The following is a 16,250-nucleotide window of genomic DNA, read 5'->3' on the forward strand; positions in this document are numbered from 1 at the left end:
CAACCGCCCGCCGCGAATAGCGCAGCTTGAGCTCATGAGAACCTGCCCGGCGCACATGACCGGGCTGTTGTAACCGATATGTCGCACACGCCGCGTTCATGACGGGCAGTTACCCTGCCGGACCTGAGGCGACGATGAATGCGCCAAAAGAGAGGTTGGACGTGGCTGCAGGAGAAGAGACCTCACACATCCTTAGCGGGTTGACTTCCCAGCTGCCTGATCGTGATCCGGAAGAGACTGCCGAGTGGGTTGAGTCTTTGGATGCGTTGATCAGGGAGCAGGGCACGGAGCGGGCGCAGTTCATCATGCGCAGCCTGCTTCAGCGGGCGGGGTCCCAGTCGGTGGGGGTGCCGATGGTGACGACCACCGATTACGTGAACACGATCCCGGCGGACCAGGAACCGGAGTTCCCTGGCAACGAGGAGTTCGAGCGCCGGTACCGGGCGTACATGCGCTGGAACGCGGCCGTGATGGTCCACCGGGCGCAGCGGTCCGATATCGGGGTGGGCGGGCACATCTCGACCTATGCCGGGGCCGCGACCTTGTACGAGGTCGGCTTCAACCACTTCTTCCGCGGCAAGGACCACCCCACGGGCGGGGACCAGGTGTTCTTCCAGGGACACGCGTCCCCGGGCATGTACGCCAGGGCGTTCATGGAAGGCCGGCTGTCCGAGGAGGACCTGGACGGGTTCCGGCAGGAAAAGTCCAAGGAAGGCCACGCTCTCTCGTCCTACCCGCACCCGCGCCTGATGCCCTCGTTCTGGGAATTCCCGACCGTGTCCATGGGCATCGGGCCGATGAACGCGATCTACCAGGCCCAGTCCAACCGCTACCTGCAGGACCGGGGCCTGAAAGACACCTCGGGCCAGCAGGTCTGGGCGTTCCTGGGCGACGGGGAAATGGACGAGCCCGAGTCCCGCGGCCTGCTCCAGCTCGCCGCGAACGAGAACCTGGACAACCTGAACTTCGTGATCAACTGCAACCTCCAGCGCCTGGACGGCCCGGTCCGGGGCAACGGGAAGATCATGCAGGAACTCGAAGCGTTCTTCCGCGGCGCGGGCTGGAACGTGATCAAGGTCGTCTGGGGCCGGGAATGGGATGACCTGCTGGCCAAGGACACCGACGGGTCCCTGGTGAACATCATGAACGAAACCGTCGACGGGGACTACCAGACCTACAAGGCCGAATCCGGCGGGTTCGTCCGGGAACACTTCTTCGGGAAGACCCCGGCCACCAAGGACATGGTCGCGGACCTCTCCGATGACCAGATCTGGGGCCTCAAACGCGGCGGACATGACTACCGCAAGGTCTACGCCGCGTACAAGGCAGCGACCGAGTTCAAGGGCAAACCCACCGTGATCCTGGCCAAGACCGTCAAGGGCTACGGACTCGGACCCCACTTCGAGGGCCGCAACGCGACCCACCAGATGAAGAAACTCACCATGGCAGACCTCAAGGCCTTCCGTGACCACCTGCGCATCCCCATCACCGACGAACAACTCGACACCGACCTCTACCGGCCCCCGTACTACCACCCGGGCATGGACGCCCCGGAAATCAAGTACATGATGGACCGCCGGGCCGCGCTGGGCGGATCCGTTCCGGAACGCCGCTCCACCCACGTGCCCGTGGTGCTGCCGGAGGACAAATCGTACGAGGTCGCCAAACGCGGCTCGGGCAAGCAGCAGGCCGCCACCACCATGGCCTTCGTGAGACTCCTCAAGGACCTCATGCGGGACAAGGGCTTCGGGAACCGCTTCGTTCCGGTGGTGCCGGATGAATCCCGCACCTTCGGCATGGACGCGTTCTTCCCCACCGCGAAGATCTACAACCCCAAGGGCCAGAACTACCTCTCCGTGGACCGGGACCTCGTCCTGGCCTACAAGGAATCCCCCCTGGGACAACTCATCCACCCCGGCATCAACGAAGCCGGAGCCGTCGCGGCCTTCACCGCTGCCGGCACCGCCTACGCCACCCACGGCGAACCCCTCGTGCCGATCTACGTGTTCTACTCCATGTTCGGCTTCCAACGCACCGGAGACTCCTTCTGGGCCGCCGCGGACCAAATGACCCGCGGCTTCATCATCGGAGCCACCGCAGGACGGACCACCCTCACCGGCGAAGGACTCCAACACGCCGACGGCCACTCCCCCCTGCTCGCCTCCACCAACCCCGCGGTCCGCACCTACGACCCCGCCTACGGCTACGAAATCGCCCACATCATGCGCGACGGACTGAACCGCATGTACGGGCCGGACTCCGAAGACCGCAACCTCATGTACTACCTCACCGTCTACAACGAACCCATCACCCAGCCCGCGGAACCGGAAAACCTGGACACCGAAGGCGTCCTCAAGGGGATCTACCTGCTGAACCCGGCCGAGCCAGCTGGCCTGGACGATAAGCGACCACGGGCTCAGATCCTCGCCTCCGGCGTCTCCGTCCCGTGGGCACTGGAAGCCCAGCGGATCCTGGCCCAGGACTGGGGCGTCTCCGCCGACGTCTGGTCCGTGACTTCCTGGAACGAACTCCGACGCGACGGACTCGCCGCCGAAGAACACGCCTTCCTGAACCCCGGCGAAGAACCCCGGACCCCCTTCGTCGCCCGGCAACTCGCCGGCGCCACGGGACCGGTCATCGCCGTCACCGATTACATGAAGGCCGTCCCGGACCAGATCCGCCAATTCATCCCCAACGAATTCGCCTCCCTCGGCGCCGACGGCTTCGGATTCTCCGACACCCGCCAAGCCGCACGGCGCTTCTTCAAAAACGACACCCACTCCGTCGTCGTGAAGGCACTGCAGCTGCTCGCCCGCCGCGGCGAAGTAGATGCCCAGGCACCGGCGCAGGCAATCGAAAAGTACCGTCTTCTCGATGTCAATGCCGGCACCACCGGCGGGGCCGGCGGCGAAAGCTAAGCTTCGGTCGAGCAAAACGAACGCAGCGCCCGACGGCGGTCCGCACCAAACGGTGCGGGCCGCCGTCGGGCTTTAACAACCCCCGCAGTGTTCCCACCACCGAAGCACAGCGCCGAGCGGCCCAGGAAGTCGCGTGACGTGTACCAATCGCAGTTGTAGCCTTCGCACAAATGGAGCTTGTGGATGATGGGCCGTATGCTCAAGGAATGTCAGAGCCGATTCAAACCCCCGCAAAACGTAAAGCGGCTGCGCGTGCGGTATCGCCGGAAAAGGCGGAAACCCTGAAACGGCTGCGTGCCAATGTGGGCCAACTGTCCACCACCACCATGCGGAAGCTCGAAAAATCGCTGCCTTGGTACAGCCGGCTCAGCTCCGACGAACGCTCGGCCCTGGGCTTGGTTGCCCAAAACGGAATCGCGGCTTTCGTCACATGGTACGAACGCCCCAGCTCGCCGTCGTGGATCCTGACGGACGTATTCGGCAATGCTCCCACCGAGCTGACCCGCTCCATCAGCCTGCAAAAAGCCCTGCAGTTGATCCGGATCGTGGTGGAGGTGGTGGAGGACCAGGTGCCCGTGATCGCGCCCGAGTCCGATCAGCCTTCCCTCCGCGAAGCAGTCTTGCGCTATTCGCGCGAGGTGGCGTTCGCCGCCGCGGACGTCTACGCCCGCGCAGCAGAATCCCGCGGATCCTGGGACACCCGGCTCGAAGCCCTGATTGTCGACGCCATCCTTCGCGGGGAGAATACTGACGCGCTGCGCTCCCGAATAGCGGCCCTCGGGTGGAAGGCTCAGGAGCGCTTCACCGTGATGGTCGGAAATTCACCGTCGGAACCGAGCGCCAGCTACGTGAGCGAGTTGCGCCGGACCGCCGGACGCTACGCCGAGGACGCGTTGGTTGGCATCCAGGGCGATCGCCTGATCCTGATTCTGGGTGGCCTGCAGGACCGAGACACTGCCTATGTGAAGCTGAGCGAGTTGTTTGCCCCCGGTGCTGTGGTCTATGGACCGGAGGCCGGTTCCCTGCTGGAGGCAAGCAGTTCTGCCCAGGCCGCGTTTGCCGGCCTCACGGCAGCCAAGGCTTGGCCTTCCGCTCCGCGACCGGTGGCCGCGGATGATCTGCTCCCGGAACGCGTCGTCTCGGGCGACGATGCTGCGCGCCGTTCCCTTATCAAGAACATCTACCGGCCGCTTCTTGCGGCTTCAAACGGGCTCGTTGAGACGCTCAGCACCTATTTGGAGCTCGGCCATTCCCTCGAAGCAACGGCCCGCGAGCTGTTCGTCCATGCCAACACGGTGCGGTATCGCCTCAAGCGGGTCTGCGACGTTACGGGATGGGATCCGCTCCTCCCCCGTGAGGCTTTTGTGCTCCAGACAGCCTTGGTTGTAGGGCGGCTTTCGGCTCAGCCGAAGGTCACCCCGGAGCGTCACGGTTCCCGATCGGCGGGTTGAACCGTTGTAGACTTCCTACAAACTGACCCAGTGAGCTTGGTGCATGCAAACACCGGTAGTTCACGCGGCAATTTGGAAAGCTGGTTACGTGCTTGCAATCGTCTGCCCTGGACAGGGCTCCCAGACCCCTGGATTTTTGGCCCCTTGGCTGGAGCTCCCTTCCGTAGAAGGCCATTTGGCCTCCCTGAGCGAAATCGCAGGCATCGACCTCAAGGCCCACGGCACCACCTCCGATGAAGAGACCATCAAGGACACCGCCGTCGCGCAGCCGTTGATCGTCGCTGCCGGACTTGTGGCTGCGACGTCGTTGTTCGACGTCGAACTCAGCACCCTTCCGATCGTGCTTGCCGGCCACTCTGTCGGTGAGATCACGGCCTCGGCTCTTGCCGGTGTCCTCAGCGAAGAAGAAGCGATGACGTTCGTCCGCGAGCGTGCCAACAACATGGCCGCTGCGGCCGCTGTGATGCCCACCGGGATGAGCGCCGTCGTCGGCGGTGACCCTGCCGAGGTGCTGGCCGCAATTGAGGCCGCGGGGGCAACTCCCGCGAACGTCAACGGCGCCGGGCAGACCGTTGCCGCAGGCACCTTCGAACAACTTCAGGCACTCGCTGACAACCCGCCGGCGAAGGCCAGGGTCATCCCGCTGAAGGTGGCCGGGGCGTTCCACACCTCCCACATGGCTCCGGCCGTGAGTGCGCTTGAAGCACTCAGGCCTTCACTCAAACCACAGGCCCCCACGGTCCCCCTGCTCTCGAACTTCGATGGCCGGGAAGTCACGGACGGTGGCGCCGCCGTCGAAAGCCTCATCGCCCAGGTCTCCCGCCCGGTGCGTTGGGACCTCTGCATGGAGAACTTGCTCCAGCGCGGCGTCACGGGACTCATCGAGCTGGCCCCGGCCGGCACGTTGGCAGGCCTGGCCAAGCGCGGCATGCCGGGCGTCAAAACCGTAGCCGTCAAGACCCCGGATGACTTGTCCGCGGCACTTGCACTCTTCGCAGAACTGGAGGGAGAAGCATGAGCACCCCCGTACTCAAGCAGGCACCGACCAACGAATATTCACGCATCGTAGGCATCGGCGCATACCGCCCGGACATCATCGTCACCAACGACGATGTCTGCCAATGGATCGATTCCTCGGACGAGTGGATCCGTCAACGTACCGGAATCGTGACGCGTCACCGCGCCGCAGCCGATGTCAGCGTCATCGACATGGCCGAGGGAGCTGCCCGCGAAGCACTCAAGCACGCCGGCATCGAAGCGTCCCAGCTGGGTGCAGTCATCGTTTCAACCGTCACGCACCCTTATGCCACGCCTTCCGCGGCCGCGGCCCTCGCTGACCGTTTGGGCGCGACGCCTGCGCCCGCGTTCGACATCTCCGCCGCATGTGCCGGCTACTGCTACGGCATTGCCCAGGGCGATGCCCTTGTGCGTTCAGGCGCAGCCGAATACGTTCTGGTAATCGGCGCCGAGAAGCTCTCGGATGTCATCGACAATCACGAGCGCACCATTTCCTTCCTCCTCGGCGACGGCGCCGGCGCCGTGGTCATCGGCCCGTCCGCTACGCCCGGGATCGCCCCCTCGGTCTGGGGATCCGATGGCAGCAAGTGGAACGCCATCGGCATGACCCACTCCCTCGACGACGTGCGGAAGCTCGGCGAGACTGCACGCCATTCGGACGAATCCGACGATCAGGCCATCATCTCGGCAACGCAGGATATTTGGCCGACGCTCCGCCAGGACGGCCAGACGGTGTTCCGCTGGGCTGTCTGGGAAATGGCGAAGGTTGCCCAGCAGGCATTGGACGCCGCCGGAATTGAAGCCAGCGATCTGGCAGCTTTTGTCCCGCATCAGGCGAACATGCGGATCATTGATGAGATGGTCAAGAAACTCAAGCTTCCTGAGACGGTAGTGGTTGCGCGCGACATCGCGGATGCGGGCAACACCTCAGCAGCTTCCATTCCGCTGGCAACCCACCGCCTCCTGCAGGAGAACCCAGGCCTCAGTGGTGGCCTGGCCTTGCAGATCGGCTTCGGCGCCGGCCTGGTGTTTGGCGCCCAGGTCATCGTGCTTCCGTAGTCCCGGACCACGCCTACTTTCCAATTGAATAGAGCTTGAGACCCAAACCGTGTCCGCGGTTTGCCCCATTTCCGGCAATAGCCGGCACAACAAGAAAAGGAGCCAACAATGGCTAGCAACGAAGAAATCCTGGCCCTGGCTGAAATCGTGAACGAAGAGACCGGCCTCGCCACCGAAGCCGTCGAGCTGGACAAGTCCTTCACTGAGGACCTGGACATCGACTCCATCTCCATGATGACCATCGTCGTCAACGCCGAAGAGAAGTTCGGCGTGCGCATCCCGGACGAAGAGGTCAAGAACCTGAAGACCGTCGGCGACGCCGTCAACTTCATCTCCAACGCGCAGGCCTAGTCTGGCCTCAACTGTGCCGGACTTCGGGTGCGCCCTGTTGCATCCGAAGTCCGGCACAGCTGCTTTATCTTCTTAAGTTTTTCCGCCTCCCCAGTGAGAACAGCATGTGGGTTGGCTGATCCGACAGAGAGTGATCGCATGGCACGCAAAGTAGTCATAACCGGTCTGGGCGCCACCACGCCCATCGGCGGCGACGTCCCCACGATGTGGAAGAACGCGCTCAAAGGGGTCTCCGGTGCCCACACACTCGAAGACGAGTGGGTCGCCAAGTACGACCTTCCGGTCCACTTTGCCGCCAGGTGCTCGACGCCGGCGCTTGAGGTCCTGAGCCGCGTCGAAGCCAAGCGCATGGACCCGTCCACGCAGTTTGGCGTCATCGCCGCGCGCGAAGCTTGGGCCGACTCGGGCATCACCGAGATCGACCACGACCGTCTTGCAGTTGCATTCGCAACTGGCATCGGCGGCGTGTGGACGCTCCTGGACGCCTGGGACACTCTCAGGGAAAAGGGTCCCCGCCGGGTCCTGCCCATGACGGTCCCAATGCTGATGCCCAATGGTGCCGCCGCCGCTGTCAGCCTTGACCTTGGCGCGCGTGCCGGTGCCCACACTCCGGTTTCTGCTTGTGCCTCCGGCACCGAAGCCTTGCACATGGGCCTCGACCTCATCCGCTCAGGCAAGGCCGACGTCGTCGTGTGCGGTGGCGCCGAAGCCGCCATTCACCCGATGCCCCTCGCCGCCTTCTCCTCGATGCAGGCGCTGTCCCGCCGCAACGACGATCCCGAGCACGCTTCGCGGCCGTATGACCGCGACCGTGACGGTTTCGTCATGGGCGAAGGCGCCGGCGCCCTGGTCCTGGAAGCCGAGGAGCACGCCATCGCCCGCGGTGCTCGCATCTACGCCGAGCTCGCCGGTACCTCTGTCACTGCCGATGCCTACCACATCACCGCACCGGACCCCGAAGGCCTGGGCGCGACCCGGGCCTTGAAGGCCGCCATGTTCGATGGCCGTATCCAGGCCGAAGACATCGTGCACATCAACGCCCACGCCACATCCACCCCCGTGGGTGACAAGCCCGAGTACACGGCGCTCCGTGCCGCCCTGGGCGCCCACGTAGACAATGTGGCGGTATCTGCCACCAAGTCCCAGATGGGGCACCTGTTGGGTGCTTCAGGGGCCGTGGAAGCGGTACTGACTGTGCTGGCTGTGTACGAGCGTCAGGCTCCGCTGACCATCAACCTCGAAAACCAGGATCCGGAGATCCCGCTCGACGTCGTCACGTCCGCTCGCACTTTGCCCGCCGGTGACATCGTTGCGTTGAGCAACTCGTTCGGCTTCGGCGGCCACAACGCCGTCATCGCCGTCCGTAGCATCTGACAGCAGCTGGCGGTTTAACTTACGGATTGACGGAACGCTTCGACGCAAGGTTCGACGCAGAGAGGAGGGCCCCACCGCACGGTGGGGCCCTCCTCTCTGCTATGGAAAGACCTGACTATGGTCCTCGGCCTGGGGCTTGGGCCGGCTGTTTAGTTTGTTTAGTTGCCTTAGTTGGCTTAGTTGGTTAGCCGACTTGGTGGAGCCAGCGAACTGGTGCACCCTCAGCGGCATGCCGGAAGGGCTCGAGTTCTTCATCCCAGGCCTCGCCGAGGGCCAAAGAAAGCTCGTGATAGACAGCCGCGGGGTCTCCTGCTGCCGATTCATAGGCGTAGCGGATCCGGTCCTCGGTCACCATGATGTTCCCGTGGACGTCGGTGACGGCGTGGAAAATGCCGAGTTCCGGCGTATGCGACCAACGCGCACCGTCCACGCCTTGGCTGGGCTCCTCCGTCACTTCGTAGCGAAGGTGCGCCCACCCGCGCAGAGCCGACGCCAGTTGGGCCCCCGTTCCGGGGACTCCCGCCCAGGACAGCTCGGCCCGGAACATTCCAGGCGCGGCCGGTTGAGGGGTCCACTCAAGATCGGTCCGCTTGTCAACGACCGATCCGATGGCCCACTCAACGTGAGGGCACAACGCAGTAGGGGCCGAATGCACGAACAAAACACCCCGGGTTGTTGCAACAGACATTCCATCCTCCATAGCTGTAGGTACGTCTTCCCCAACGACCTCTGCTTGCTCTGCTTGGATGAAATTTTACTGCGCGGGTGCCGCGTCTCTCCGGTTGCCCTACCTATCTATGATTTTCACTGTCCACGACTTTTTGCGCAGTACATGATTTCTCGCGCAGTTGAAGAACGTTCAAGTTTGAGTTGAAAGTTCCCCGACATTGCTTTCATTTTGCCGTACGGACTGGAATTACGCCAGTGCGATTCACGGACGGGCGGATTTCCTCCCTTGGGACTCATCGAAGTGCTGCATGGTTTTCAGGTCCCTAAGCACGGGGATGGGCTTGCTGATAGCTCTTGCGAAGCCGGTCCACAGAAACGTGGGTGTAGATCTGGGTTGTCGCGAGGCTGCTGTGTCCCAGAATTTCCTGAACCGCACGCAAGTCCGCCCCACCGTCGAGCAGATGGGTGGCCGCGGTGTGGCGCAGCGCGTGGGGCCCTTTCGCCGCGGTATCCCCCAGCGCCGTGAGGAGGCGGTTGACCACCGTGCGCGCCTGGCGTTGGTCGATCCGGTTACCCCTTGAACTGAGAAAGAGTGCCGGTCCGCTGCGCTCAGTCACAAGCTGCGGACGGCCACGGCGAAGCCAGTCGTCGACGGCGAGCGCAGCCGGCACCCCGTAGGGCACCGTCCGTTCCTTGTTTCCTTTACCGAGCACGCGAAGAGTCCGGCGGTCCTGATCGAGATCATCGATATCCAAGCCGGCGAGTTCGCCGACCCGGATCCCCGTGGCGTAGAGAAGTTCGACGACGGCACGGTCTCGCAACGACATGGCGGAACCATCTTCGGCCGCCTCGGAAAGGTTTTCGAAGATTCTTGAAACCTGCTGCTGATGAAGCACGCCGGGAAGCGTGTGGTCGCGTTTGGGGGCTTGGAGACGGAGGGCAGGGTCGGCGGTGATCAACTCTTCCCTCAGCGCCCAGGAGGTGAAAGCACGGGCCGTAGCGGCATGGCGGGCGAGAGTCGCCCTCGACCGGCCGGCTTCACTCTGTGCACCCAGCCAGCGACGTAGAGTGCCGAGCTCCAACGCCGCCAACGATTCCACGCCTTCCGCGCCTGCGAAGCGCAAGAGACTCTCGACGTCCGCGATGTAGGCCCTCACTGTGTGGGCGGACCTAGCGCGTTCGCCCTCGAGGTAACGACGGAAGTCCTCCACGGACCCGGCGAGCACTTCGGGGAGCGGTTTCTCTTGCACCCTTACTACTGTGCCAGCCGCGGGGCAGGGTGGGTGGCATCGCCACGTCGGTTCCCTCAGCGATGCCGATGCCGTTCGCCACCTCCCGGCCGCTTCCGAGCATTCTTCAAGACAAGACGGATTCATTGTGAATCTCGAAAAGCGCCTCCCAGGCCTGCTGCTGGGCCTGGGTCATATCAGGCAGTTGAACCGGCAATTGCTCTCCTGGCCAGATTGCGTGCGGCCGCCAGCTCGCGAACGCCGACGCGTTCCGAGAGGTCTGCGGCCAGGGCCAATATGGGGACTTCATTGAAATCGAAACCGATGCCGCCGTCGTAGGCGTGCAGTACGACATTGGCCGGGGTGCCCGGTGGCGGATCGACGAGAAGATAGTCATCCATCACCGCGGGAGCCACAGAATCGCGGACGTAGACCTCGGCCTCGTTGCCGGCGAGCAGCCCAGAGCTGGGATGAGATACCCCGGACAACATGACGCGAGGGTCGTTACGTAAGTCCGCGAGGTCGGCCTGGTTGATGTCCAGCTCCACCCGGCGGGCCCGCCGGGGAAGCCACGCCTTCAGTAGAGGCAACGGATCCTCGAGAGCCATCAGCCGCCCGATACGTTCATTCAGCCGCCTTTTCAAGCACGCTTCCCGGACCGCTTCCACGCACCACTCACCGATACCGCCAAGCCCAGCAATCCGAGCCGTCCCAGGCCAGCCCTGACGGACTCTGGGCTGAGTCCTGCGACAACTGAGAGCTTCTCTACCGAGCTTGTGGAGCGGACGGGCAGCGCATCCAACAAGATCAGGTCTTCGAGCGTGAGTCCGTCGTGGTCGGAGGCAGCTGTCTCCTTTTCTCCGGCGAGCCCTTCACCGCTGGAACCCGCCAGTTCAGCGATCTCGCCGACATCCGTGACGCATACTGCCCCGCCGTCCCGGAGTAGCCGGTGGCATCCTGCTGAGTTGGCACTGTGAATGGACCCTGGGACCGCGGCGACTGCCCGGCCGATGGATTCGGCATGATGAGCTGTATTCAGTGCACCCGAACGCCAGCGGGCCTCCACCACTACAGTCACAGCTGCGAGCGCTGCAATGATCCGATTCCGCTGGAGAAACCGATAACGGGTTGGAGCAGATCCCGGGGGCACTTCTGCGATGACCGCGCCTTGGTTGGCCACCGCACGCAGCAGATCTTCATTCCCGGAAGGGTAGTACCGGTCCACTCCGCCCGCCATGACGGCGATGGTGGGCATGTTGTTTGTGCCACCGGACAACGCACCGCGGTGGGCATGGGCGTCTATCCCGTACGCGCCGCCAGACACGACCGTAAATCCGCGCTGGCCCAGCCCGTAAGCGAAGTCACCTGTCACGGAGGCCCCGTAGCTGGTGCTGTCCCGCGAGCCCACAAGTGCTACGACCCGCCGCTCTGGCGGAAATTCCAGTTCGTGCCCCCGCCACCACAAACACATCGGTTCATGCAGGCCCAGATCGGCCAGCTGCTCGGGCCACATAGGATCACCCGGGATCATCAACCGGCCACCCAGTCGTTGCATGGTGGCCAGATCCCGCTCGGGAGCCAGATCCGGGATTCGCGGAGCCCACCTGCGCAATGCCGCAGCCAATCCGGCACCGGCGGCGGAAATCCCGCTATCAACCAGCAATGACGTGACTTCCTGCTCAAGGTCGGATCCGAAAGCGAGCTCACCCGTGGCTATCCTGAGACCGTCAACGGCCCCCGCGGCCTGAACCAGGGCGAGCCCGCACGCATCTTGCGGCTCCATCAGCCGCGACAGTGCTGCCCGGGCAACGCGCTCTCCAGCCTGGCCGGGCGGGTTCAGGGCAGCTTGCGGATCGGGTTCGGTCATGATGTGTCCTTTCATGCGGCTGCAACCGCCTGACGCAAGCCGAGAGCCTGCCCTATGTCGTCGTTATGGGGCTGGTCCCGATGACCTAGATCCGCGAGGGTCCAGGCCAAGCGCAGGACACGGTCGTAGCCCCTCGCGGTGAGGATTCCGCGCTCCAGCGAGGTGTCCAGAATCTTCGTGGTCGCCGGGGGCAGGCGCAGTTCGCCTCGCAGGACACGCCCCGGGACCTGGGAGTTGGTTTCCATGCCGAACCGCAGTAGGCGTTCGCGTTGCCGGGAACGGGCGGCGTCGACTCTAGCCGCCACAGTAGCTGTGTCCTCCTCCGCACCGGACTGCCCAAAGTCCGCAAGGGATACCCGTTCCACCTGAAGCTGGATGTCCACCCGGTCCAGCAGTGGTCCAGACATACGCCCGAAGTAGCGGCGCCGCATCACAGGAGTGCACGTGCAATCAACGCCCTTTCCCGTGGCCTTTCCACAAGGGCAGGGATTCGCGGCAAGGACCAGTTGGAAGCGTGCGGGGTAGGCCGCTGTACCCGCTGAGCGGTGTATGACCAATTCCCCGCTCTCCAGGGGTTGCCGCAGGGCGTCCAGGACGCGGCGCTCGTATTCCGGGGCCTCGTCAAGGAACAGGACGCCACGGTGGGCTCGAGACGCCGCTCCCGGCCGTGGCAGGCCGGAGCCGCCACCAATGATGGCAGCTGCCGTCGCACTATGGTGGGGATTCTCAAATGGCGGGCGCCGCAGCAGCCGCACCGAGTCAACGTGCACGGCCGAGAGGGAATGGATCGCCGTAACCTCCATCGCCTCCCGATCACCAAGATCCGGCAGGAGCCCCGGAAGCCTCTCCGCAAGCATGGTCTTGCCCGCCCCCGGCGGCCCGCAAAGCAGGACATGGTGCGCCCCGGCCGCCGCAACTTCCAGGGCACGCCGGGCATCACCCTGCCCGGAGACATCGCAAAGATCCGGAACAACCCGCAACTCGGCATCCCCACCTCCCGTGGCTTCACCATCCGCCGGATCGTAGTCCAGCGCCAAGTCCTGCGGATCAGCCCCGAAATCGAACGCAAGGCGCGCCAAGGTCTTGTAACCGCGGACCAAAGCCCCGGGAACCAGCCGCGCCTCGGCGACGTTCGCCTGGGCCACCACAACCTCGTTGTGTCCCGTTTGAACCGCGGCCATGACTGCCGGCAGGATGCCGCGAACCGGCCTCAACCTGCCATCCAGCCCCAACTCGGAGATGAAGACCGCGCCTTCCGTCGAACGAATATCACCAGCAGCGCGCAACACTGCCATGGTGATCGCAAGGTCGAATCCCGAGCCGCGCTTCGGAAGCGACGCCGGAATCAGGTTTGCCGTGATCTTTCGACGGCTCAACGGAATGCCCGAATTCTGGGCCGCGGAGCGAATGCGTTCCTTGGCTTCATTCAGGGACGCATCCGGCAAGCCCAGGATCACGAAGTTCGGGAGAGTTTGACCAATGTCAGCCTCGACCTCAACGATGTAGCCGTTCAGGCCCAGCAGCGCCACGGAATAGCTCCGGCCCACGCCCACCTAGCCCACACCCCTGAGGTGCTCAAGCCGCGGCTCGCCCACGCCGTCGTCGACGACTCCCACGACATCAACCCGGCGGCGCAAGGCTCGCAGCTCATGCTCGCGGCACCACGACAGGGCCAGACGGTGCAGCCGCGCAAGCTTGGCCTCATCGACAGCTTCGAAGGGATGCCCAAATGCCAGATTCTTCCGGGTCTTGACCTCGGCAATCACCAAAGTGTCGCCGTCAAGAGCCACGATATCTATCTCGCCCTCGGAGCATCTCCAATTGCGATCAACAATCCGCATTCCCTGGCTTTTCAAGGAACCCGGCAGCCAGCGTTTCACCGTGCCGGCCCAACAAGTCTTTGGCTTTCATGACCACCTCCGCTACTAGCGTGGAGGTGCGGACAATCCAACGACAGGGCCCAGTTTGGCTATGTGGGAAACTCGCTCAAAGAGGCGATGTGGAGGAAAAGTTGAGCAATTCCCATCGCGCGTCGAACCTCGGTCACATCAAGTTAGGAGGCCCTCGTGGCCGGGCGCCTGCTTGGCGGCAAGTCAGCCACAGTTCCGTCCATACCCAGCCAAGGTCAAGCGTGCTTCACTTCTTAAGATGCATATCGTGTAATCAGCCGGCCCGCCGGACTCCCCCGGTACGCGTCCCACCCCACCAAATCAGAATCAGGAGACCATCATGACTGCCATCTACACCTGGGACGTGTTCACCACCCTCGACGGCTTCGGCTCGTACAACGTCCACGGCGACTGGGGCGGTTACTGGGGCAAACAAGGTCCCGAGTTCCTGGATCGCCGCGCCGCGCAGTACGGCGAGGAACTGCGGTTGGTCCTCGGCGCGAACACGTTCCGGATGTTCCAGCGGTTCCTCGGAACGCTCACCCGGGATTCAGAAGCGACCGACCCCGTGAACACCAGGATGAAGCACCAGCCCACGACCGTGCTCTCGTCCACCCTGGAAGAGCCTCTCGACTGGCCCGATGCGACTCTGGAACGCGGCGACGCCGTCGATGTAGTCGCACGGCTCAAAGCTGAATCCGAGATCCCGCTACGCTCGCACGGCAGCCTCTCGCTGAACCGTACCCTCATGGCCGCGGGCCTCGTCGACCGGCTTCAGGTGACGATCTTCCCGGTGATCAGCGGCCAGACCGGAGACGCACCGATCTTCGCCGGTGCCGCCGACTTCGACCTGGAACTGATCGAAAGCTGTACCCTCGACGGCCGCACCCAGGAACTCCTCTACCATCCCAACCGGCATCACTGACAAAACACCGCGAGGAGAATCACCATGGGCAAAACCGTCCTGTACATGTCGATGTCTCTTGACACCTACATCGCAGGTCCCGACGACGGCCCGGACAACGGGCTCGGAACAGGCGGTCTCCGACTTCACGAGTGGCTGGGCGAGCCCGTCTCCGGCTATCCCCACTTCGACCCGCCGGGGGCCAGCGGGCAGGTCCTCGCCGAGTCAATGGCGACCGGCGCGGTCGTCGTCGGCCGCAAGACCTTTGACTACGCCGGCCACTGGGGCGGCGACCACCACGGCGTGCCCATCTTCGTGCCCACCCGTGGCCCCTTGCCCGAGCCGCAGAGCGGCTGGGTCCACTACGTTCACGACCCGGCCGCAGCGGTCCGCGAGGCCAAGGCGGCCGCCAGCGACCGGGACGTGATGGTGCACGGAGCCGGGCTCGCCCAGTCGCTTCTCCGCGAGGGCCTGCTCGATGAACTGGAGATCCATCTGATCCCGGTGCTGCTCGGTGGGGGGCTGCGGCTGTTCGGAACAGAACGCGTCGAACTGGAGCTGACGCGTGTAATCGACGCACCCGGCGTCACGCACATGCACTACCGGGTGGCTTAGCGCCTCCTGGGATCGTCGGCTTGGGCTTGGAGGAGCTGTTCGGTCGCGCCCCAGAGCTTGGCACGTGTCGCGGCGTGGTCCGCCGGCGGGGTCGGGCTGATCTGTTGCGGACCTCTGACGGTCCAGTATTCACCGGTCCTTGACCCGAATGCGGGATCCGTCGCCATCGTCACGATGAGACCTGCACCGCGAGACGGATCGCCGACGCGTAGGAGCTTCAGGACTCGCTCGATGGCAGGAGCGCCGGGCACCTCGCGTCCGAGGCCGGTGACGTTGAAGCCGGGGTCGAGGCAGTTCGAGGTGATTGCCGTCCCTTCGAGGCGGCGGACGAGCTCGAGCGTGAACATGATGTCGAGGAGCTTGCTGCGGCCGTAGTGCTCGGATGAGCCACGACGGGTGAACGGGACGACCCGGGTGAGGTCGTCCGGAATCTCGAGTGTGCCGTGGCGGCGGGACGCCTCGGAGGCGACGGTCACGACGCGGGCGGCAGGAGCCGCCATGATCGCGGGCAGGAGCGTTCGGGTGAGCAGCCAGGGTGCGAGGTAGTTCACCGCGACCATCTCGGAGTAGCCGTCGGGGCTGGTGCGGGACTCGAAGGCGTGCACCCCGGCGTTGTTGATGAGCACGTCCACCTTCGGGTGGTCGCGAGCGATCTGCTCTCCCACGCGACGGACATCGGCTATGCGTGCGAGATCGGCCTGGTAGAGGTGGAGCTCGGCTCGTGGCACCGCCGCAAGGATCCGCTGCCTGGTCTGGTCTGCCTTGTCGGGGTTGCGCGCAGGCAGGACCAGCCGCGCTCCTTGCTTCGCGAGTTCGATGGCGGCAAGTTGGCCGAGGCCGCTGGTGGCCCCGGTGAGGACGATGGTCTTGGTCAGCATGTGCGGGTCTTCCTGGTGAGCGTTGGCTG

The 16,250-nt window shown here is 64.3% G+C and carries 14 protein-coding genes and 1 pseudogene; 8 read left to right on the top strand and 7 right to left on the bottom strand.

The window, feature by feature from the left end; translation table 11 throughout:
* Positions 1–134 precede the first annotated feature (134 nt).
* From aceE to fabF, 6 genes are all read left to right on the top strand, one after another.
* Complete coding sequence (gene aceE / locus ACF0H6_RS03765; protein WP_395248513.1) at positions 135–2,918, top strand: pyruvate dehydrogenase (acetyl-transferring), homodimeric type; 2,784 nt, start codon at positions 135–137, stop codon at positions 2,916–2,918.
* Between the two features lie 206 nt (positions 2,919–3,124).
* Positions 3,125–4,369, top strand: coding sequence for a PucR family transcriptional regulator (locus ACF0H6_RS03770; RefSeq protein ID WP_395248514.1), 1,245 nt, complete (start codon positions 3,125–3,127; stop codon positions 4,367–4,369).
* Between the two features lie 88 nt (positions 4,370–4,457).
* Entirely contained in the window at positions 4,458–5,387 is a 930-nt protein-coding gene (locus ACF0H6_RS03775) for an ACP S-malonyltransferase (RefSeq protein WP_395248515.1), read from the top strand.
* A complete protein-coding gene (locus tag ACF0H6_RS03780; RefSeq protein ID WP_395248516.1) occupies positions 5,384–6,445 on the top strand; it encodes a beta-ketoacyl-ACP synthase III in 1,062 nt (353 codons plus the stop codon). Before ACF0H6_RS03775 ends, ACF0H6_RS03780 begins: the two co-directional genes overlap by 4 nt.
* A 108-nt stretch (positions 6,446–6,553) precedes the next feature.
* The gene (locus ACF0H6_RS03785; RefSeq protein WP_395248517.1) at positions 6,554–6,796 is read left to right on the top strand and encodes an acyl carrier protein; all 243 of its coding nucleotides are present in this window, start codon (positions 6,554–6,556) and stop codon (positions 6,794–6,796) included.
* A gap of 138 nt (positions 6,797–6,934) precedes the next feature.
* Entirely contained in the window at positions 6,935–8,170 is a 1,236-nt protein-coding gene (fabF, locus tag ACF0H6_RS03790) for a beta-ketoacyl-ACP synthase II (protein ID WP_395248518.1), read from the top strand.
* A gap of 184 nt (positions 8,171–8,354) precedes the next feature.
* Here the strand turns inward: fabF and ACF0H6_RS03795 are convergent, their stop codons facing one another.
* The 6 genes and pseudogenes from ACF0H6_RS03795 to ACF0H6_RS03820 form a co-directional block, all read right to left on the bottom strand.
* Positions 8,355–8,858: a DUF3145 domain-containing protein gene (locus tag ACF0H6_RS03795; RefSeq protein ID WP_265980849.1), complete on the bottom strand. Its 504-nt coding sequence runs from the start codon at positions 8,856–8,858 to the stop codon at positions 8,355–8,357.
* Between the two features lie 304 nt (positions 8,859–9,162).
* Positions 9,163–10,089, bottom strand: a complete 927-nt coding sequence (locus ACF0H6_RS03800; RefSeq protein WP_395248519.1) for a tyrosine recombinase XerC — start codon at positions 10,087–10,089, stop codon at positions 9,163–9,165.
* A gap of 176 nt (positions 10,090–10,265) precedes the next feature.
* On the bottom strand, positions 10,266–10,676 hold the full coding sequence (locus tag ACF0H6_RS03805) for a hypothetical protein (protein WP_395248520.1): 411 nt from the start codon (positions 10,674–10,676) through the stop codon (positions 10,266–10,268).
* Between the two features lie 32 nt (positions 10,677–10,708).
* Positions 10,709–11,935, bottom strand: coding sequence for a DNA-processing protein DprA (gene dprA, locus ACF0H6_RS03810; protein ID WP_395248521.1), 1,227 nt, complete (start codon positions 11,933–11,935; stop codon positions 10,709–10,711).
* A gap of 11 nt (positions 11,936–11,946) precedes the next feature.
* Positions 11,947–13,488: a YifB family Mg chelatase-like AAA ATPase gene (locus ACF0H6_RS03815; protein ID WP_395248522.1), complete on the bottom strand. Its 1,542-nt coding sequence runs from the start codon at positions 13,486–13,488 to the stop codon at positions 11,947–11,949.
* Positions 13,489–13,846: pseudogene (locus ACF0H6_RS03820) on the bottom strand (YraN family protein).
* Positions 13,847–14,164: 318 nt separating this feature from the next.
* Between ACF0H6_RS03820 and ACF0H6_RS03825 the strand changes: the two are divergent.
* Together ACF0H6_RS03825 and ACF0H6_RS03830 are read left to right on the top strand one after the other, a co-directional pair.
* Positions 14,165–14,749, top strand: a complete 585-nt coding sequence (locus tag ACF0H6_RS03825) for a dihydrofolate reductase family protein (protein WP_395248523.1) — start codon at positions 14,165–14,167, stop codon at positions 14,747–14,749.
* A 45-nt stretch (positions 14,750–14,794) separates the two neighbouring features.
* Positions 14,795–15,343, top strand: coding sequence for a dihydrofolate reductase family protein (locus ACF0H6_RS03830; RefSeq protein ID WP_395248524.1), 549 nt, complete (start codon positions 14,795–14,797; stop codon positions 15,341–15,343).
* Here ACF0H6_RS03830 and ACF0H6_RS03835 read toward each other — a convergent pair.
* A complete protein-coding gene (locus tag ACF0H6_RS03835) occupies positions 15,340–16,221 on the bottom strand; it encodes an SDR family NAD(P)-dependent oxidoreductase (protein ID WP_395248525.1) in 882 nt (293 codons plus the stop codon). The two genes, ACF0H6_RS03830 and ACF0H6_RS03835, sit on opposite strands and share 4 nt — an antisense overlap.
* Positions 16,222–16,250: the final 29 nt, after the last annotated feature.

It is taken from the genome of Arthrobacter sp. NA-172, assembly GCF_043952055.1.
In the GTDB taxonomy this organism is placed as follows: domain Bacteria; phylum Actinomycetota; class Actinomycetes; order Actinomycetales; family Micrococcaceae; genus Arthrobacter.